Origin of the sequence: Streptomyces sp. ML-6, from assembly GCF_030116705.1 — a bacterium.
Lineage (GTDB): Bacteria > Actinomycetota > Actinomycetes > Streptomycetales > Streptomycetaceae > Streptomyces.
Genome location: NZ_JAOTIK010000001.1, coordinates 6,462,288 through 6,481,472, shown reverse-complemented (window position 1 = coordinate 6,481,472; position 19,185 = coordinate 6,462,288). Strand labels below are relative to the sequence as shown.

The window sequence follows — 19,185 nt, the reverse complement described above, 5'->3', positions numbered from 1 at the left end:
GTATCCGCATGGCAGCCACCACCCACACAGTGTCCAACCAGGCCCCGCCGCTGGTCGGCTACGACGTCTTCGCCGCCGACCGGGTGCTCACCGAGGCCGTACGAAGGCATGTCCCGCCCGCTCTGCTGGCCGAGGTCCGGGGCGAGCTCGGCGAGCTCGGCAGGTCCGCCGGCTCCGCGCAGGCGCAGGAGTGGGGCGAGCAGGCGAACGCGAATCCGCCGGTGCTGCGCACCCATGACCGGTACGGCCACCGCATCGACGAGGTGGACTTCCACCCGGCCTGGCACCGGCTGCTGGGCCACGCCGTCTCGGCGGGCCTCACCGGCGCCTGGAACCGGCCCGCCGGGCACGTGCGGCGGGCGGCCGGATTCCTCGTGTGGACGCAGGCCGAGGCGGGGCACGGCTGTCCGCTGTCGATGACGCACGCGGCGGTGCCCGCGCTGCGGACCGATCCGGCGCTGGCCGCCGAGTGGGAGCCGCTACTGACCTCGCCCGTGTACGAGCAGGAACTGCGGCCCGTCGCGCAGAAGGCCGGGGCGCTCCTCGGGATGGGCATGACGGAGAAGCAGGGCGGCACCGACGTACGGTCGAACACCACCCGGGCCCGGCCGCTGGCCGCGGCGGGCGAGTACCTGCTCACCGGGCACAAGTGGTTCTGCTCGGCGCCGATGTCCGACGGTTTCCTGGTGCTGGCGCAGGCGCCCGGGGGCCTGACGTGCTTCCTCCTGCCCCGGGTGCTGCCCGACGGCACCCGCAACGTCTTCGCCCTCCAGCGGCTCAAGGACAAGCTGGGCAACCGGTCGAACGCCTCGGCCGAGGTCGAGTTCGACGGCACGTGGGCGCGCCGGGTGGGCGAGGAGGGGCGCGGGGTGCGCACCATCATCGAGATGGTCGCGGCGACCCGGCTGGACTGTGTGCTCGGTTCGGCGGCGCTGATGCGGCAGGCGGTCGCGCAGGCGGTCCACCACTGCGCGTACCGCAGCGCGTTCGGCGGGGTGCTGATCGAGAAGCCGCTGATGCGCAACGTGCTGGCCGACCTGGCGCTGGAGTCGGAGGCCGCGACGGTGCTGGCGATGCGGCTGGCGGCGGCGTACGACGCCGGTACGGACAGCGAGCGGGCGTTCCTGCGGATCGCGGTGCCCGCGGCGAAGTACTGGGTGACCAAGCGGTGCACGCCCGTGGTGGGCGAGGCGCTGGAGTGTCTGGGCGGCAACGGCTACGTCGAGGAGTCCGGAATGCCGCGGCTGCTGCGCGAGGCGCCGCTCAACTCGATCTGGGAGGGCTCGGGGAATGTGCAGGCGCTGGACGTGCTGCGGGCCCTGCAGCGCGAGCCGATGGCGCTGAACGCGTTCCTCCAGGAGGTCGGCGGGGCGCGCGGTGCCGACCACCGGCTGGACGGGGCGATCAAAGGCCTGCTGACGGAGCTCGCCGACCTGAACGGGATCGAGGCGCGGGCCCGCAGGCTTGCCGAGCGGATGGCGCTGGTGCTCCAGGGTTCGCTGCTGGTGCGCTGGGCCCCGCCGGAGGTGGCCGACGCGTTCTGCGCGTCCCGGCTGGGCGGGGACCGGGGAGCGGCCTTCGGGACGCTGCCGCACACTCTGGACCTGGCTTCGGTGGTGGAACGGGCCCGGCCCGACCGGTCCGGCGAGGAGGGCTGAGGGGCCGTCCGGGAGAACACGCAGCGACGGAGGGTGGTGCTGCGCCGACACGGCACCACCCTCCTTGCTGTGCACACCGGGCGGGGGGCACAGGCTCCGCCGCGCGGTGTTCCACCACTCTCGTACGAACCCGCGTGTCCTCGCCAGAGTTGCAAAGGGTTGCAACCATTGTGCGGAGAGTGCCGTATCGGGCCCCGCGCGGCGGCAGGATGGGACCGTGGAGTGTCGAGCAGTCCCTGTCGGGCGGGGGGAGTCACGCGTGGAGACCAGTGCTGCCGGGACGAAGCGGTCGGCCGTCCCCCGGTCCGCCCAGGACGTCCGCCTGGTCCACCGGGCCAGGGAGGCCAGGCTCTCCGGTGACCGCCCGGCGGTCGCGCCGCGGGCCGAGATCGGTGCCTCGTGGGACCGGATGGTGCGCGAGGGCGTCGATCCCGACCAGTCGACCGAGAGCGTGCTGCTCGGGGTGGAGGAGATCGAGCACCGGCGCCGGACCTCGACGCTGAACGAGGTGATGCCGCTGCTGAACGACGGTCTGGTCTCCCTGGCCGACACCGCCCAGCAGATCGTGGTGGTCACCGACGTGGAGGGCCGGGTGCTGTGGCGCCAGGGCAACACCCGGGTGCTGCGCCGGGCGGACGGCATCTGTCTGGCGGAGGGCGCCACGTGGGCGGAGACCAGCGCGGGGACGAACGCGATCGGCACGGCGCTGATCTCGCGCACCCCGATCCAGGTGCACTCCACGGAGCACTTCGTGCGGACGCTGCACAACTGGACGTGCGCGGCGGCCCCGATCCGTGACCCGCGGGACGGCAAGATGATGGGCATCGTCGACATGAGCGGCCCCGCGTCCACGTTCCATCCGACGACACTGGGCCTGGTCGGTTCGGTCGCCAGGCTGGCCGAGAGCGAGATCAGGAACCGGCATCTGCAGGCGCTCGACCGGCTGCGTTCGGTGGCGGCGCCGCTGCTGTGCCGGCTGGGCGGGCGGGCTCTGGCGGTGGACACCAACGGCTGGCTCGCGGCGGTGACCGGGATGCCGCCGATGGACCGGCTGCCGCTGCCCAAGTCGTTGCGGCCGGGACGGGTGTGGCTGCCGTCGCTCGGCATGTGCCGGGTCGAGCCGTTGTCCGGCGGCTGGCTGGTGCAGGTCGCGGACGGGCCGGCGGACGGGGCGCCGCAGCGGGTGGTGCTGGACCTGAGCAGGCCGCGCGGGCTCGCGGTCAACGTGGTGGGCGCGGTGGGCACCTGGACGCAGCGGCTCTCGCCCCGCCACGCGGAGCTGCTGTACGCCCTGGCGCTGCACCGCGAGGGGCGTACGGCGTCCGAGCTCGCCCAGGACATATTCGGCGACGCGACCCGGACGGTGACGGTGCGGGCGGAGATCTCACGAATACGCCGCCATCTCGCGGAGGTGCTCGCGCACCGCCCGTACCGGTTCGGCGACGACGTCGAGGTGGAGGTGATCCTTCCGGACCATCCGGCCGATCTGCTGCCGCACTCGACGGCCCCGGTGGTGGTCGGGGCGCGCGCGATCGATTGAGGCCGGGGCGCCGGGTCCGGGGCGCCGGAGCCTGGCGCGTCGGGGTCCGGGCGGCCGGGGCGGTACGGGCCGGGGCCGGCGCCCACCGGCCGGGAGGCCGGGACTCGGGGCCGGCTTGGGGGCGGGCGGCGCGGCGTGGTTCCCTGGCAGCCATGAACAGCCCCGCACGTACCGCACCGCCAGCCACCACCGAGGTGACCGTCTGGTCCCTGGAACAGACCTCCCCCGACGACCTGCGCCCCGCCGCCGTCCCGGAGGGGGACGTACGGATCGTGCGCTCGGAGGTGCCGCTGCCCGAGTTCAGCCGGTTCCTCTACACGGCGGTCGGCGGCGACGTCCGGTGGACGGACCGGCTCGGCATGACGTACGCGCAGTGGGAGGAGGTCCTGGGCAGGCCGGGCGCCGAGACCTGGGTGGCGTACGAGAACGGCACCCCGGCCGGGTACATCGAGCTGGACCCGCAGGACGAGGGGGTGGTCGAGGTCATGTACTTCGGGCTGATCCCCGCCTTCCGGGGCCGCCGGATTGGCGGGCACCTGCTCTCCCAGGGGGTCGCCCGTGCCTGGGACCTGGCGGAGCGCTGGCCGGAGCGGACACCGACGAAGCGGGTGTGGCTGCACACCTGCTCCAAGGACGGGCCGCACGCCATGGACAACTATCTGCGGCGCGGCTTCCGGCTCTTCGACACGAAGGTGGAGCTGGAGCCGGACGTGGCGACCCCCGGGCCCTGGCCGGGCGCCGAGCGATAGCGCCGGCTCGTAGTCGAGCGCCGAGCGACAGCCCCGGGCCGTAGTCGAGCGCCGGGAGGTGGCCCCGGGCCGTAGTCGAGCGCCGGGAGGTGGCCCCGGGCCGTGGCCGGGTACCAGAACGGCAGCCCCGGCCCGGCGCCCCGCCCGTCCCGCACATGGTCCCGGCCCCGGACTTCCACCGGGACCGGGACCGGGCCCTCCGCTTCCGGTGCCATGTGGGGAGATTGCCGCCATTACGGATGGTCCGGGCCGGACACGGCACGTGACGCGCGCCACACCGTCTCGCATTTCAGGACACTCGCGTCCAGATATTGGATAGTGGTGGACTGGTCCAAGACGCGCGTGCCACGCTTCCGTCATGCCCGGAACTGGAATCGCCTTGGTGAGTCGACGTCACGTCGACCTCGGCCGCATGTCCAGCGCCATCTGTCCGGCGGGCTGAGAGTCCCAGCACCGCCGCGTTCCGCTTTTTTCCCCGCTCCTCCCGCACGACCTGCGCACCGCCGCGCCTCCATGCGAGTGTGCAGTTCAGAGCCGCCCTCCTGCAGTCCCGAAGGACGTACCGTCATGGCCGCTACCCCGAAACAGCCTGCGCCCGCGGCGCCCCGCCGCAAGGCCGGACGCCACCGCGGCGAAGGCCAGTGGGCCCTGGGGCACTACACCCCGCTGAACGGCAATGAGCAGTTCAAGAAGGACGACGACAGTCTCAATGTGCGGACACGCATTGAGACGATCTACTCCAAGCGCGGTTTCGACTCCATCGACCCCACCGACCTTCGCGGACGCATGCGCTGGTGGGGCCTGTACACCCAGCGTCGGGCCGGCATCGACGGCGGCAAGACCGCGGTCCTGGAGCCCGAGGAGCTGGAGGACAAGTACTTCATGATGCGGGTCCGCATCGACGGCGGGAAGCTGACCACCGAGCAGCTGCGCGTCATCGGTGAGATCTCGCAGGAGTACGCCCGCGGCAGCGCCGACATCACCGACCGGCAGAACGTCCAGATGCACTGGATCCGCATCGAGGACGTCCCGGCGATCTGGGAGAAGCTGGAGGCCGTCGGGCTCTCCACCACCGAGGCGTGCGGCGACTGCCCCCGCACGATGATCGGCTCCCCCGTGGCGGGCATCGCGGCCGACGAGATCATCGACGGCACCCCGGCACTGGAGGAGATCCACGCCCGCTACATCGGCAGCCCGGAGTTCTCCAACCTGCCGCGCAAGTTCAAGACCGCGATCTCCGGCTCCCCGGTGCAGGACGTGGTGCACGAGATCAACGACATCGCCTTCGTCGGCGTCGAGCACCCCGAGCACGGGCCCGGCTTCGACCTCTGGGTCGGCGGCGGCCTCTCCACCAACCCCCGGCTGGCCGAACGGCTGGGCGCCTGGGTGCCGTTGGACGAGGTCGCGGACGTCTGGGCCGGGGTCGTCGGGATCTTCCGCGACTACGGGTACCGCCGGCTGCGCAACCGCGCCCGGCTGAAGTTCCTGGTCGCCGACTGGGGCGTCGAGAAGTTCCGCCGGGTGCTGGAGGACGAGTACCTGAAGCGCCCGCTGGTGGACGGCCCCGCGCCCGCGGAGCCCAGCAGCCGGTGGCGCGACCACATCGGCGTCCACCCGCAGCAGGACGGCCGGTTCTACATCGGTTTCGCCCCCCGGGTCGGACGCGTCGACGGTTCCACCCTCGCCAAGATCGCCGATCTGGCCGAGGCGCACGGCTCCGGCCGGGTGCGCACCACCGTCGAGCAGAAGATGATCATCCTCGACGTGGCGCAGGACCGGGTCGAGTCGCTGTCCGCGGGGTTGGAGGCGCTCGGTTTCCAGGTGAAGCCCTCGCCGTTCCGCCGCGGCACGATGGCCTGCACCGGCATCGAGTACTGCAAGCTGGCGATCGTCGAGACGAAGGCGCGCGGTGCCTCGCTCATCGACGAACTGGAGCGCCGCCTGCCGGACTTCGACGAGCCGCTCACCATCAACATCAACGGCTGCCCCAACGCCTGCGCCCGCATCCAGACCGCCGACATCGGTCTCAAGGGCCAGCTCGTGCTGGACGACGAGGGCAACCAGGTCGAGGGCTACCAGGTGCACCTGGGCGGCGCCCTCGGGCTGGAGGCCGGCTTCGGCCGCAAGGTCCGCGGCCTGAAGGTCACCTCGGCCGAACTGCCCGACTACGTCGAGCGGGTCCTGGGCCGCTTCCAGGAGGAGCGCGAGGACGGCGAGCGGTTCGCGACCTGGGCGGCGCGCGCCAGTGCGGAGTCGCTGTCATGAGCGGACGCGCCGCACCGTTCTACTGCCCGTACTGCGGGGACGAGGACCTGCGCCCGCACGAGGCCGGTCACGGCGCCTGGGAGTGTGCCTCCTGCAATCGCGCGTTCAAGCTCGGGTTCCTGGGGCTGCTGGCCCGGGGTCTGCGGGGCAACGACGGAGAAGGGGACGGGATATGACGAGCGTTCAGCCGGTCGCCGAGCTCGACGCCGGGGAACTGGGGGAACTGGCCGTCCGGACGGGCCGGGAGCTGGAGGACGCCTCCGCGACCGAGATCCTGCAATGGGCCGTCGACACCTTCGGCCGGAAGTTCTGCGTCACCTCGTCCATGGAGGACGCGGTCGTCGCCCACCTCGCGTCGCGCGTCCTGCCCGGCGTGGACGTGGTCTTCCTCGACACCGGCTACCACTTCCCGGAGACGATCGGCACCCGCGACGCGGTCGAGGCGGTGATGGACGTCAACGTCATCACGCTCACGCCCCGGCAGACCGTGGCCGAGCAGGACGCCGAGTACGGGCCGGCGCTGCACGACCGCGACCCCGACCTGTGCTGCGCGCTGCGGAAGGTCGGGCCGCTCCGGGAGGGCCTGGCCGGGTACACGGCCTGGGCGACCGGGCTGCGCCGCGACGAGTCCCCCACCCGGGCGAACACCCCGGTTGTCGGCTGGGACGCCAAGCGGCAGAAGGTCAAGATCTCGCCGATCGCCCGGTGGACGCAGGACGACGTGGAAGCGTATGTGGCGGAGCACGGCGTGCTCACCAACCCGCTGCTGATGGACGGTTACGCCTCCGTGGGCTGCGCGCCCTGCACCCGCCGGGTGCTGGCGGGCGAGGACGCCCGCGCCGGGCGCTGGGCGGGCCGGGGCAAGACCGAGTGCGGGCTGCACGACTGATGACGACTGATCAGGAGACTTCGATGAGCGTGACGGAGACGGGAGCCACCATCTGGCTGACCGGTCTGCCGAGCGCGGGCAAGACCACCATCGCGTACGAACTCGCCGGGCGGCTGCGCGGCGAGGGCCACCGGGTGGAGGTGCTCGACGGCGACGAGATCCGGGAGTTCCTCTCCGCGGGGCTCGGTTTCTCCCGCGAGGACCGCCACACCAACGTCCAGCGGATCGGCTTCGTCGCCGAGCTGCTGGCGGCCAACGGCGTGAAGGTTCTGGTCCCCGTCATCGCCCCGTACGCGGACAGCCGGGACGCGGTGCGGGGGCGGCACCAGACCGAGGGCACCCCGTACCTGGAGGTGCATGTCGCGACCCCGGTCGAGGTGTGCTCCGAACGCGATGTGAAGGGCCTGTACGCCAAGCAGGCGGCGGGCGAGATCAGCGGGCTGACCGGGGTCGACGACCCGTACGAGGAGCCCGAGTCGCCCGATCTGCGGATCGAGTCGCACCGGCAGACCGTGCAGGAGTCCGCGGCGGAGCTGTACGCGCTGCTGAGCGAGAGGGGTGCGGTATGACGACCGCCGCGACCGTGTCGGAGGGCACCGGCAGTCCGTACGCACTCAGCCACCTGGACTCGCTGGAGTCCGAGGCCGTGCACATCTTCCGCGAGGTGGCGGGCGAGTTCGAGCGGCCGGTGATCCTCTTCTCCGGCGGCAAGGACTCGATCGTGATGCTGCACCTGGCGCTCAAGGCGTTCGCGCCCGCGCCGGTGCCGTTCGCGCTGCTGCACGTGGACACCGGGCACAACTTCCCCGAGGTGCTGGAGTACCGCGACCGCACGGTGGCCCGGCACGGGCTGCGGCTGCACGTCGCCTCCGTGCAGGAGTACATCGACGCCGGGAAGCTGCGCGAACGCCCGGACGGCACCCGCAACCCGCTGCAGACCGTGCCGCTGACCGAGGCGATCCAGCAGCACCGCTTCGACGCCGTGTTCGGCGGCGGACGCCGCGACGAGGAGAAGGCGCGGGCCAAGGAGCGGGTCTTCTCGCTGCGCGACGAGTTCTCCCAGTGGGACCCGCGCCGTCAGCGCCCCGAGCTGTGGCAGCTCTACAACGGCCGGCACGCCCCCGGCGAGCACGTCCGGGTCTTCCCGATCTCCAACTGGACCGAGCTGGACGTCTGGCAGTACATCGCCCGGGAGGGCATCGAACTGCCGGAGATCTACTTCGCCCACGACCGCGAGGTCTTCAACCGCAACGGCATGTGGCTGACCGCCGGCGACTGGGGCGGCCCCAAGGAGCACGAGGACGTCGAGACCCGGCAGGTGCGCTACCGCACCGTCGGCGACATGTCGTGCACCGGCGCGGTCGACTCGGACGCGACGACGCTGGGCGCCGTGATAGCCGAGATCGCCGCCTCCCGGCTCACCGAGCGGGGCGCGACGCGCGCCGACGACAAGATGTCCGAGGCCGCGATGGAGGACCGCAAGCGCGAGGGGTACTTCTAGATGACCACCACAGCCGAGCAGTTGTCGGCCACCACCCTGCTGCGGTTCGCCACTGCGGGGTCCGTCGACGACGGCAAGTCCACCCTCGTGGGGCGTCTGCTGCACGACTCCAAGTCGGTCCTCACCGACCAGCTGGAGGCCGTCGAGCACGCCTCGCGCAGCCGGGGCCAGGAGGCGCCCGACCTGGCGCTGCTGACCGACGGCCTGCGGGCCGAGCGCGAGCAGGGCATCACCATCGACGTCGCCTACCGCTACTTCGCGACGGCGCGCCGCCGCTTCATCCTGGCCGACACGCCGGGCCACGTGCAGTACACCCGGAACATGGTGACCGGTGCATCGACGGCCGAGCTGGCCGTCGTCCTGGTCGACGCCCGCAACGGGGTCGTCGAGCAGACCCGCCGGCACGCCGCCGTCGCCGCGCTGCTGCGGGTGCCGCACGTGGTGCTGGCCGTCAACAAGATGGACCTGGTCGACTACGCGGAGCCGGTGTTCGCCGCCATCGCCGAGGAGTTCACCGCGTACGCCGCCTCGCTCGGCGTCCCGGGCTGGGGGTCTGGGGGGGACCCCCAGGAAAACTGGTGTACCGCGATCCCGATCTCCGCGCTGGCCGGGGACAACGTCGTGGAGCCGTCCGCGCACATGGACTGGTACGGCGGCCCCACCGTCCTGGAGCACCTGGAGACGGTGCCGGTCAGCCACGACCTCACCGCCTGCCACGCCCGTTTCCCCGTCCAGTACGTGATCCGGCCGCAGACCGCCGAGCACCCCGACTACCGCGGCTACGCGGGCCAGATCGCGGCCGGCGCGTTCCGGGTCGGCGAGGCCGTCACCGTACTGCCCTCGGGCCGTACGTCGACCATCGCCGCGATCGACGCGCTCGGCGAGAGCGTGGACATCGCCTGGGCGCCGCAGTCCGTGACGCTCCGGCTGGCCGACGACATCGACATCTCGCGCGGCGACCTGATCGCCCCGTCCGCCGACGCGCCGGCAATCACCCAGGACGTGGAGGCGACCGTCTGCCACGTCGCCGACCAGCCGCTCGAAGTCGGCCGGCGGGTGCTGATCAAGCACACCACCCGCACGGTCAAGGCGATCGTCAAGGACATCCCCTCGCGGCTCACGCTGGACGACCTCTCCCAGCACCCGGCACCCGGGCGGCTCGTCGCCAACGACATCGGCCGGGTCGTCCTGCGGACCGCGGAACCGCTCGCCCTGGACGCGTACGCGGACTCCCGGCGCACCGGCTCGTTCCTCCTGATCGACCCGGCGGACGGCACCACGCTGACGGCCGGCATGGCGGGCGCCTCGTTCGCCGCCGCGGCCGCGGCCGGGGACGACGCGTCCGACGACGCCGAGTGGGACTTCTGATGGACACCGACGTCTACTCCACGTTCGCGAAGGAGGGCGGCCGCGTCGGCAGCGGCGCCCTCGGCAGCGGCCAGGGCGGAGTCGCGCGATGTGCGCGATGACGTACGCGCACCGCCTGCGCGCCCGGTCGTACCACCCATACCGCCAGTTCGGACGAAGACCTGCCGACCGCCCGGCCGCGTCCCCGTAGTTCCGGGGGACCCGAGCACCGGGCCGACGAGAGGAAGACCTCCCGTGCCTGCCCCCCGTACCACGCTGCGCCGAAGCCTCGCCGCCGTCGCCGCACTGCCGCTGCTCGCCGTCGCGCTCACCGCCTGCGGATACGGCTCCGAGGCGAAGAAGGACGACGCGGGGGTGGCGGCCGACGGCAAGAAGCTCTCCGTGGACACCGTGCGGATCGGCTACTTCCCCAACCTCACCCACGCCACCGCCCTGGTCGGCGACCAGGAGGGGATCTTCCAGAAGGAGCTGGGCGGCACCCGGCTGAAGACCGCCCAGTTCAACGCGGGCCCCTCCGAGATCGAGGCGCTCAACGCCGACTCGATCGACATCGGCTTCATCGGCCCGTCGCCCTCCATCAACGGCTTCACCAAGTCCGGCGGCAAGAGCCTGCGGATCATCGGCGGTTCGGCGTCCGGCGGGGTGAAGCTGGTCGTGAACCCGAAGAAGATCAAGACCCTGGACGACCTCAGGGGCAAGCGGATCGCCACCCCGCAGCTCGGCAACACCCAGGACGTGGCCTTCCTCAACTGGATCTCCGAGAAGGGCTGGAAGGTCGACGCCCAGAGCGGCAAGGGCGACGTCTCCGTGGTCCGCACGGACAACAAGGTGACCCCGGGCGCCTACGCGTCCGGTTCCATCGACGGCGCCTGGGTGCCCGAGCCCACCGCGTCCAAGCTGGTCGCCGAGGGCGCGAAGGAGCTGCTCGACGAGTCGAGCCTGTGGCCGGACAACAAGTTCGTGATCACGAACATCATCGTGTCGCAGAAGTTCCTGGACGAGCACCCGGATGTCGTCGAGGCGGTGCTGCGCGGCTCGGTGAGGACCAACGCGTGGATCAACGCCAACCCCGGTAAGGCGAAGGAGTCCGCCAACTCCGCGCTGGAGAAGCTGACCGGCAAGGCGCTGCCCGCCGAGATCGTCGACCCCGCGTGGAAGTCGATCCAGCTCACCGACGACCCGCTGGCCGCCACGCTCGACGCCCAGGCGCAGCACGCGGTGAAGGCCGGGCTGCTGGAGAAGCCGGACCTCGACGGGATCTACGACCTGCGGCTGCTGAACAAGGTCCTCGAGGCCGAGGGCAGGCCCGAGGTCGCCGACGCCGGTCTCGGCGTCAAGTGAGCCGACCGGCAGGCGGGAGGCGGCCGGGGCCGTCCGGACCCGAATCCAGGATTTCCAGGAGGTGACGACCATGGCGACCACTCTCACCGAGGCCGAGGACCGCACGGCGGTCGGGCACGCAGCCCGCATCACGCACGTGTCCAAGTCCTTCGGCGGACCGCAGGGGCAGCAGCTCGTGCTCGACGACATCACGCTCGATGTCGCACCGGGCGAGTTCGTCACCCTCCTGGGGGCCTCCGGGTGCGGGAAGTCGACCCTGCTCAATCTGGTGGCCGGGCTCGACCGCCCGACCTCGGGGTCCATCGAGACCCCGGGCGGGCGGCCGGCCCTGATGTTCCAGGAGCACGCTCTGTTCCCGTGGCTGACCGCGGGCAAGAACATCGAGCTCGCGCTGCGGCTGCGCGGCGTGGCCAGGCCGGAGCGCCGTGCGGAGGCGGAGCGGCTGCTCGAACTCGTACGGCTCGGCGGGGCGTACAGGAAGCGCGTGCACGAACTCTCGGGCGGCATGCGGCAGCGGGTGGCGATGGCCCGCGCCCTCGCCCAGGACAGTCAACTGCTGCTGATGGACGAGCCGTTCGCCGCGCTCGACGCCATCACCCGGGACGTGCTGCACGACGAGCTGACCCGGATCTGGCGCGAGACGAACCTCTCGGTCCTCTTCGTCACCCACAACGTGCGCGAGGCCGTGCGGCTCGCCGAGCGGGTCGTCCTGCTGTCGTCCCGCCCCGGCCGGATCGCCCGCGAGTGGACGGTCGGCATCGAGCAGCCGCGCCGCATCGAGGACAACGCGGTCGCGGAGCTGTCCGTCGAGATCACCGAACAACTGCGTGGGGAGATCCGCCGTCATGGCCGGCACTGACACGAAGCCCGACGACCTGGCCGGTCTGGAGGCGGGGCTCGACGCGCTGGACACCGTGCAGGTGCGCCGCACCCCGGTGCGCGAGGTACTGGTGCGCAAGGTGCTGCCGCCGGTGCTGGCGGTGGCGCTGGTGATCGTCGTCTGGCAGTTGCTCGTCCGGGCCCAGGTCACCGACGACTACAAGCTGCCGTCACCGGCCGCGGTCTGGGACAGCGCGTCGCAGATGTGGCTGCAGGGGACGCTCCTGGACGTCGTCTGGACCAGCGTCTCGCGCGGTCTGCTCGGCTTCCTGCTGGCCGTGGCCATCGGTACGCCGCTGGGTCTGCTGGTCGCCCGGGTGCGGTTCGTGCGGGCCGCGATCGGCCCGATCCTGTCCGGGCTCCAGTCCCTGCCGTCGGTGGCCTGGGTCGCGCCGGCCGTGATCTGGCTCGGGCTGAACGACGGGATGATGTACGCGGTGATCCTGCTGGGCGCCGTCCCCTCGGTCGCCAACGGGCTGGTCTCCGGCGTGGACCAGGTGCCGCCGCTGTTCCTGCGGGCGGGCCGCACGCTCGGCGCGACCGGGCTGCGCGGGACCCGGCACATCGTGCTGCCGGCCGCACTGCCCGGTTACCTGGCGGGGCTCAAGCAGGGCTGGGCGTTCTCCTGGCGTTCGCTGATGGCCGCCGAGATCATCGCGTCCTCCCCCGATCTCGGTCTGGGGCTCGGCCAGTTGCTGGAGAACGGCCGCAACAACGCGGACATGCCCGGCATCTTCCTCGCCATCATCCTGATCCTGTTCGTCGGCATCGCGATCGACCTGCTCGTCTTCAGTCCGCTGGAGCGGTGGGTGCTGCGCAGCCGCGGCCTCCTCGTCAAGAACTGAGCCCGGTCATGACCGCCCCGGTACTTCTCGTCATCGCCCACGGCAGCCGCGATCCGCGGCACGCGGCGACCGTGCACGCGCTCACCGCGCGGGTCCGGTCGTTGCGGCCGGGGCTGCGGGTGGAGACCGGTTTCCTGGACTTCAACGCGCCGTCGGTGCCGCGGGTCCTGGAACGGCTGGCGGCGCAGGGCGCGCGGGAGGTCGTCGCGCTCCCCCTGCTCCTGACCCGGGCCTTCCACGCCAAGTCCGACATCCCCGCGGTGCTGCGCGAAGCCCGGACGAGGCTGCCCCGGCTGCGCGTCCGGCAGGCCGGGGTGCTCGGCCCGTCGCCGCTGCTGGGCGCGGCCCTGGAACGGCGGCTGCGCGAGGCCGGGATCCGTCCCGGCGACCGGGGCTCGACCGGGCTCGTTCTGGCCTCGGCGGGCTCCACGGACCCGGAGGCGATCGCAGTGATCGCTGAAATCGCGCGGGAGCTGCGGCACACCGGTTGGTGTTCCGTGCGGCCTGCGTTCGCCTCCGCCACATCTCCCGCGGGTTTCCCCCGCACCGAGGACGCGGTGCGCGCCCTGCGGGACGAGGGGGTGCGGCGGGTGGCGGTGGCCCCTTACGTCATCGCGCCCGGCCGGCTCCCCGACCGGATCGTCGCGGGCGCGGCCGGCGCGGACGTGCTGGCCGATGTCCTGGGCCCGGCCCCGGAGTTGGCGCGGCTGCTGCTGGCCCGGTACGACGCGGCCCGTCTCCCGGCGGCCCGGACCGCCGCGCTCAGCGCGTGACGCGGTGCCCGGTCACCCCACGTCCAGGCTGCCCGTCCGGGTCCGCTTGAGCTCGAAGAAGTCCGGATTCCCGGCGAGCGTGCGGAAGCTGTCGAAGAACCGTCCCGCCTCCTCGCCGCGCGGCGCGGCCCGCAGGACCGGCCCGAACCAGACCGCGCCGTCGACGTGGAGGGTGGGCGTGCCGACGTAGGCGTCCGCCTCCGGGTCCTTGCCGGCGTCGTGACTGCGCCGCAGCGCCTCGTCGTACGCCTCCGAGTGCGCGGCGTCCGCCAGCGCGGCGGGCAGGCCCAGCTCCGCGAGGGACTCGGCGATCACCTGGTCGAAGTCCTCGTTCTTCTCCTGGTGGATGCGGGTGCCCATCGCGGTGTAGAGGCCGCGCAGGACCCCGTCGCCGTGCCCGGCCGCCGCGGCGACCGCGACCCGCACCGGCCCGATCGACCGGTCGACCAGGTCCCGGTACCAGTCGGGCAGTTCGTTGCCGATGTTGTGCAGGTAAAGGCTCATGACGCGGAAACGGAGCTCGATGTCCCGGTGCCGCTCCACCTCCAGCAGCCAGCGGGAGGTGATCCAGGCGAACGGGCAGGCCGGGTCGAAGTAGAGGTCGACGGCCGTCCGGCCCGGTCCGGAGGTGTGCGGTGTGCTGTTCATGGGCCGAGCGTAGGCATCAAGTGGCAGGTGATCCCGGGCCATTCGCCGTCGATTCCCCTGGGCCAATCGATCCACCGGCGGAAGGCCGGCCGTGGGCGGTGGCATCCGCCGATGCCCACCGTGGAAACCCTGATCCCGCAGGCCGGACAGGCCGACGCCGAGAGCCTGCGCGCGTTCGACGCGGACGGGCCGGCGGACCGGGACTCAGACCGGGGTTCCGGCGGACCGGGACTCAGGCCGGGGTTCCGGCGGACCGGGACTCAGGCCGGGGTCCAGTGCGGGTCCCGGCCGCTGTGGGCCAGCGCGCGTTCGAAGAGCGACGCCGATCCGGGCACGGTGACCTCGTCGGCGAAGCCGTCGTACTGCCGGTAGAGCGCGGCGGTGCTGTCGACGACGCCGAGGACGTACGCGGCCGCCCCGTCGGAGAGCCGGAACTCCTCCCCGACGACCCGGGCCACGTCCCAGCCGTGCAGGGCCGTCTCCTCGATGAGCATCGCGGCGATGTCGGCGGCCGGCGAGGTCGAACCGCCGAGGTCCACCTCCCCCTCCCAGACGGCCGGGTCCGCCCAGGCCGCGACGGCCCGGTCCAGCTGCTCGGCGTACTGCTGCGCCCAGTCGGCGTCGGCGGTGAAGTCCCGGGCGGTGAGCTCGTCGGGGAGGTCCTTGCGCAGGGCCCGGTGCTCCAGGCCGTGGGAGGTGTAGAGCACCCAGTGGTTGATGAGTCCCCGCAGGTCCCAGTCGCCGCAGGGGGTCTTCTCCGCGTCGAGCTGTGCGGCGTCGATGGAGCGGGCGACACGGGCCGCCTCGGCGGCGACTTCGGTCATGTGGGCGTGCTCGTTCTTCATGTCCGCAGCCTATGACCGGCCCGGGAAGGGGGATTGAAGAAAAGCGACAGGACCCGTACGGGCTTCGCCCCGGCCGGTGCGGCTCCCCCGGGCGCCCCGGACGCAGCGGCCGGGGCGTCGCTGAACCGGCTCAGCGGCCGGTGCCTGAGCCGGGACCGGGGTCCTCGGCGGTGAAGGGCGTGGCCTGGTGGAAGTACAGCACCCAGCCGTCACCGGCCGGCCGCCAGAGCGAACTGCGGTGGGACAGGTGGCCCTTCGTCTCGGTGTCGTAGGTGAGGTGGACGAGTTCGTCGCCGAACTGGACCCCGCTCATCCGGGACGCGGTGAGCGGGCCGGGGCGCGGGGCGTCCGCGCCGGTGAGTTCGGCGATGATCGTGTCGCGGTCCCAGATCCGGCCCTCGTGGTCGATCTCGCGGTACTCCGGGTGCAGCACCCGGGAGAGGAGTTCGGCGGAGGCGCGTACGGCCGGGTCCAGGAGGCGCAGCTCGCCCTCGACCGCCGCGGCCACGCCGGGGGACGGTTCGCTCATGCGCGGGCTCCGTCCTGCGCGGCCCCGGTCGCCGATGTCATCTCCACCAGCTTGACCACGGTGTTCCAGTTGCGCGAGGTGGCGACGAGGTCCTTGGTGACGGAGGTGCGGGACAGCGCGGCGCCGAGCTTCGAGGTGCCCAGTCCGCCGGGGGCGTAGAGGTAGAGCGCGCGGTCCCCGAGGCGGAATTCCTCGGGGCGGAAGGCCGCCGGGTCGATCCGGGCGAAGCGGTCGGCGTCGACCGGCCGGTCGTAGTACGTGATGTGCAACTGTTTGCCTTCGAGTCCGGCGGCCGGGAACGGACAGGCCGCCGCGGTCCCCGCCAGGTAGGCGCCGTCCCTGACCAGGCAGGGGACCGGGAAGCCGAACCGTTCCCCGACGGCCTGCTCCAGCTCGGCGGCGAGGGCGTTCTCGTCGTCGGCCGCGCTGCTGAAGACGGCGTTGCCGCTCTGCAGATGGGTACGGACGTCTCCGTGGCCCAGTTCGGTGAGCAGTGTGCGGAGTTCGGCCATCGGAACCCGCTTGTGGCCGCCCACGTTGATCCCGCGCAACAGCGCCGCGTACATCGTCATGGCCACACCATAGGGCGAGCTCTTCGCACCGTGTGGCCGCCGCGCCCCGTGGGGGAGGGCGCGGCGGCCTCCGGTTCCGTCGTGCCGGGCGGCGTTCACCCGCTCACGGCTGCGGTGGGGCGTCGGTTACTCGACGACCTTCAGCAGCTTGTTCGGCGTGCCCTCGGTCGCGTTGGAGATCGCGTCGGGGGTGGCGCCCTCGGTCAGCGCCGTGGCGACCTCCTCCGGGGTGGCGTCCGGGTGACCGGCCAGGTAGACGGCGGCGGCACCGACCACGTGCGGGGTCGCCATGGACGTGCCGGAGATGGTGTTGGACGCGTCGTCGCTGTCGTTCCACGACGAGGTGATGTCCGAGCCCGGCGCGTAGATGTCCACGATCGAGCCGTAGTTGGAGAAGTCCGACTGCTCGTCGTCCACCGTGGACGAGGCGACCGTGATGGCCTCCGGGACGCGGGCCGGGGAGCTGCCGCTCGCGTCGGTGGACTCGTTGCCCGCGGCCACCGCGAAGGTGACGCCGGAGGCGATGGCCCGCTGGACCGCGGCATCGAGCGCCTCGTCCGCGCCGCCGCCGAGGCTCATGTTGGCGACGGAGGGGCCCTCGTGGTTCTCGGTGACCCAGTCGATGCCCGCGACGACCTGCTCGGTGGTGCCCGAGCCGGAGTCGTCGAGCACGCGGACGGCGACGATGTCGGCCTTCTTGGCGACACCGTAGGTGGCACCGGCGATGGTGCCCGCCACGTGGGTGCCGTGGCCGTTGCCGTCGTCGGCGCTGTCGTCGTCGTCCACGGCGTCGTAGCCCGAGGTGGCCCGGCCCTCGAACTCCTCGTGGGTGATGCGAACACCGGTGTCGATGACGTACGCGGTGACGCCCTCGCCGGCGCTGTCCGGGTAGGTGTACGCGTCGTCGCCGGTCGTCTCGGTCTGGTCGATCCGGTCCAGGCCCCAGGACGGCGGGTTCTGCTGGGTCTCGCTGATGTGGAACTTCTTGTTCTGGACGACCTTGGAGACGGCCGGGTCGGCCGCCAGGCGCTTGGCCTCGGCGAGCGAGAGGCCGCTGGCGGAAAAGCCGTTGATGGCGGAGCTGTAGTTGCGCTTCAGCTTGCCGCCGTACTCCTTGGCGAGCTCCGCCTTGTCGGCCTTCCCGTCCAGCATGACGATGTAGCTGCCGGCGACGGCGTCCGCCGCGTTTGCGCCGTAGACGACACCCGTCCTGGGAGCGGGGGCGGCCCCGGCGAGCGAGGTGTTGAGCAGGGTGACACCGGCCGCTGCGGCGACCGCAGTTATCGCCGCGGTCAGCTTGATCCGGCCTGAGCGCTTGTGAGTTGCCATGAAGAGGGGTCTCCTCGTCATTCTTTGTGGGGGGATTGACCCCCGGCCGGAAGATCTCCGGGGGGCTGGCTCGAAACCCTGACCGATTGACGCGCCCAGATCAAGAGCTTCCTGCGGCTGTGACTTACTCAACAAAGTTTCGTAATAAGAAACCGGCCAGTCGCCCCCGAGCCGGGCGACGCCACCGCAACGCCCGCCGCGCGCACCGGACTTGCCGCCCACGTCAGGCACTATCGGCCCGCTTCGCGAGCGGGAAGAAGGGGCCTGACGGAGGGCATCCGTGAAGGCGGGGGCGGCTTGAATCCGCCCCCCATGTTCACAGAGCCCTCACGACGTGATGAAACGGGTTCAGGCCCTCACGACCCGCACCTCGGAGACCCCCATCAGCCCGGCGAGGGGCACCTTCGCGGTGGTCTGCTCCGGACTCGCCGTCAGGCCGTCGGCGCGCAGCCGGTCGAGCAGCATCTCGGCGAGCGGCATCACCATGTGCCGGCCCCAGCAGCGCTCCGAGGCGTGCCCGAAGGGGAGGTAGCCGGGGTGGTCCTCGGGGTCGAGCCCGTCCCAGCGTTCGGGGCGGAACTCGTCGGGGTCCTCCCAGAGCGCGGGGTCGCGGTGGCTCAGCAGCGGCAGGATCAGGACGTCGTCGCCCGCGCCGATCCGGGAGTCGAGGGCGGGGTACTCCGGCGACGCCCTCCGCAGGATGTTCCAGGACGGCGGCAGCAGGCGCATGGCCTCGTACAGGATGTTCCGGTTCGAGGTGTCGTCGTCGAAGGGCGAGCCGAGCCAGAGCGCACTGGCGACGAGCGTCGAGACGGTGAAGCAGACCGGGGCCGCCGCCCGCCGGTACAGCCCCATCGCATAGCGGCGGTCGCCGTACCCCTCAGCCTCGGCGGTCAGGCCCGCGATGGCGGAGACGGGCGCGCCGGGGCGGAGCCGGCCGGGCAGGGCCGCCCCTGCGGCGATGACCGTCCAGGTGAGCTTGGGCGTCAGCTCCAGGGCGCGGTCCATGAGGATGCGCAGCCGGTAGGGGTCGCCCTCCAGGACGAGGTCGCGCAGGAACACGTGGCCGACGTGCGGCCACTCGCCGGAGAGGTCGACCGCCCCGACGGGCTTCTTCAGCGCCGTCCGCACGTCCCGGCCGATGGCCCGCATGACCGTCGACGCCTCGGCGCGCGGAATGGACCGCCCGTGCAGGGGCTTGAACGTGGGGCGTTCGTCCTCGGTGGCCGGTCTGGCGGCGAGGATCCGGTCGGACAGGGCGGCTCCGGCCACGCCGACGGTGCCGGGGTCCAGGCGGAAGACGTCCTCGCCCCGGTGGTCTCGCAGGAGCGCCTGGAGCCTCGGCGCGAAGACGACTTCCCGGGCGCGGCTGCCGGTACCGGACATGTGCATCGATGGTCTCCAAGAAGCGGGAAGGGCCCGCGCCCGGCGGGCCGATGAGGCCTGGCCGGACA

The 19,185-nt window shown here is 72.2% G+C and carries 20 protein-coding genes; 14 read left to right on the top strand and 6 right to left on the bottom strand.

Annotation, left to right across the window (positions count from 1 at the left end; all coding sequences use genetic code 11):
* Positions 1–8 precede the first annotated feature (8 nt).
* The 14 genes from OCT49_RS28565 to OCT49_RS28505 all read left to right on the top strand — a co-directional run bounded on the left by OCT49_RS28565 (position 9) and on the right by OCT49_RS28505 (position 13,808).
* Positions 9–1,658 carry an acyl-CoA dehydrogenase family protein gene (locus tag OCT49_RS28565; RefSeq protein ID WP_283854670.1) on the top strand — a complete coding sequence of 550 codons (1,650 nt, stop codon included), beginning with the start codon at positions 9–11 and terminating at the stop codon, positions 1,656–1,658.
* Between the two features lie 259 nt (positions 1,659–1,917).
* Positions 1,918–3,198, top strand: coding sequence for a helix-turn-helix domain-containing protein (locus OCT49_RS28560; RefSeq protein WP_283854669.1), 1,281 nt, complete (start codon positions 1,918–1,920; stop codon positions 3,196–3,198).
* 152 nt (positions 3,199–3,350) lie between these two features.
* Positions 3,351–3,947, top strand: a complete 597-nt coding sequence (locus tag OCT49_RS28555) for a GNAT family N-acetyltransferase (RefSeq protein WP_283854668.1) — start codon at positions 3,351–3,353, stop codon at positions 3,945–3,947.
* Positions 3,948–4,305: 358 nt separating this feature from the next.
* The gene (locus tag OCT49_RS39890; protein WP_316248393.1) at positions 4,306–4,389 is read left to right on the top strand and encodes a putative leader peptide; all 84 of its coding nucleotides are present in this window, start codon (positions 4,306–4,308) and stop codon (positions 4,387–4,389) included.
* Between the two features lie 125 nt (positions 4,390–4,514).
* The gene (locus tag OCT49_RS28550) at positions 4,515–6,212 is read left to right on the top strand and encodes a nitrite/sulfite reductase (RefSeq protein ID WP_283854667.1); all 1,698 of its coding nucleotides are present in this window, start codon (positions 4,515–4,517) and stop codon (positions 6,210–6,212) included.
* Positions 6,209–6,388: a hypothetical protein gene (locus tag OCT49_RS28545; RefSeq protein WP_283854666.1), complete on the top strand. Its 180-nt coding sequence runs from the start codon at positions 6,209–6,211 to the stop codon at positions 6,386–6,388. The genes OCT49_RS28550 and OCT49_RS28545 overlap by 4 nt, the downstream gene beginning before the upstream one ends.
* Positions 6,385–7,101, top strand: a complete 717-nt coding sequence (locus OCT49_RS28540) for a phosphoadenylyl-sulfate reductase (protein ID WP_283854665.1) — start codon at positions 6,385–6,387, stop codon at positions 7,099–7,101. Before OCT49_RS28545 ends, OCT49_RS28540 begins: the two co-directional genes overlap by 4 nt.
* A gap of 23 nt (positions 7,102–7,124) precedes the next feature.
* Positions 7,125–7,670 (top strand): adenylyl-sulfate kinase, encoded by a 546-nt coding sequence (cysC, locus tag OCT49_RS28535; protein WP_391722941.1) that lies wholly within the window; start codon positions 7,125–7,127, stop codon positions 7,668–7,670.
* Complete coding sequence (gene cysD / locus OCT49_RS28530) at positions 7,667–8,602, top strand: sulfate adenylyltransferase subunit CysD (RefSeq protein ID WP_283854663.1); 936 nt, start codon at positions 7,667–7,669, stop codon at positions 8,600–8,602. Before cysC ends, cysD begins: the two co-directional genes overlap by 4 nt.
* Positions 8,603–9,970: a sulfate adenylyltransferase subunit 1 gene (locus OCT49_RS28525; protein WP_283854662.1), complete on the top strand. Its 1,368-nt coding sequence runs from the start codon at positions 8,603–8,605 to the stop codon at positions 9,968–9,970.
* A gap of 234 nt (positions 9,971–10,204) precedes the next feature.
* Entirely contained in the window at positions 10,205–11,311 is a 1,107-nt protein-coding gene (locus OCT49_RS28520; RefSeq protein ID WP_283854661.1) for an aliphatic sulfonate ABC transporter substrate-binding protein, read from the top strand.
* A 70-nt stretch (positions 11,312–11,381) separates the two neighbouring features.
* Positions 11,382–12,170: an ABC transporter ATP-binding protein gene (locus OCT49_RS28515; protein ID WP_283854660.1), complete on the top strand. Its 789-nt coding sequence runs from the start codon at positions 11,382–11,384 to the stop codon at positions 12,168–12,170.
* Positions 12,157–13,035 carry an ABC transporter permease gene (locus OCT49_RS28510; RefSeq protein WP_283854659.1) on the top strand — a complete coding sequence of 293 codons (879 nt, stop codon included), beginning with the start codon at positions 12,157–12,159 and terminating at the stop codon, positions 13,033–13,035. The genes OCT49_RS28515 and OCT49_RS28510 overlap by 14 nt, the downstream gene beginning before the upstream one ends.
* A gap of 8 nt (positions 13,036–13,043) precedes the next feature.
* Complete coding sequence (locus OCT49_RS28505) at positions 13,044–13,808, top strand: sirohydrochlorin chelatase (RefSeq protein WP_283854658.1); 765 nt, start codon at positions 13,044–13,046, stop codon at positions 13,806–13,808.
* Between the two features lie 12 nt (positions 13,809–13,820).
* Here the strand turns inward: OCT49_RS28505 and OCT49_RS28500 are convergent, their stop codons facing one another.
* The 6 genes from OCT49_RS28500 to OCT49_RS28475 form a co-directional block, all read right to left on the bottom strand.
* On the bottom strand, positions 13,821–14,456 hold the full coding sequence (locus OCT49_RS28500) for a mycothiol-dependent nitroreductase Rv2466c family protein (RefSeq protein WP_283854657.1): 636 nt from the start codon (positions 14,454–14,456) through the stop codon (positions 13,821–13,823).
* Between the two features lie 260 nt (positions 14,457–14,716).
* Positions 14,717–15,301, bottom strand: coding sequence for a TIGR03086 family metal-binding protein (locus OCT49_RS28495; RefSeq protein WP_283854656.1), 585 nt, complete (start codon positions 15,299–15,301; stop codon positions 14,717–14,719).
* A 130-nt stretch (positions 15,302–15,431) separates the two neighbouring features.
* A complete protein-coding gene (locus tag OCT49_RS28490; RefSeq protein ID WP_283854655.1) occupies positions 15,432–15,830 on the bottom strand; it encodes a nuclear transport factor 2 family protein in 399 nt (132 codons plus the stop codon).
* Entirely contained in the window at positions 15,827–16,402 is a 576-nt protein-coding gene (locus tag OCT49_RS28485) for a DUF1697 domain-containing protein (RefSeq protein WP_283854654.1), read from the bottom strand. The genes OCT49_RS28490 and OCT49_RS28485 overlap by 4 nt, the downstream gene beginning before the upstream one ends.
* 126 nt (positions 16,403–16,528) lie before the next feature.
* Positions 16,529–17,731, bottom strand: coding sequence for a S8 family peptidase (locus tag OCT49_RS28480; protein ID WP_283854653.1), 1,203 nt, complete (start codon positions 17,729–17,731; stop codon positions 16,529–16,531).
* Positions 17,732–18,079: 348 nt separating this feature from the next.
* The gene (locus tag OCT49_RS28475) at positions 18,080–19,123 is read right to left on the bottom strand and encodes a cytochrome P450 (RefSeq protein ID WP_283854652.1); all 1,044 of its coding nucleotides are present in this window, start codon (positions 19,121–19,123) and stop codon (positions 18,080–18,082) included.
* Positions 19,124–19,185: the final 62 nt, after the last annotated feature.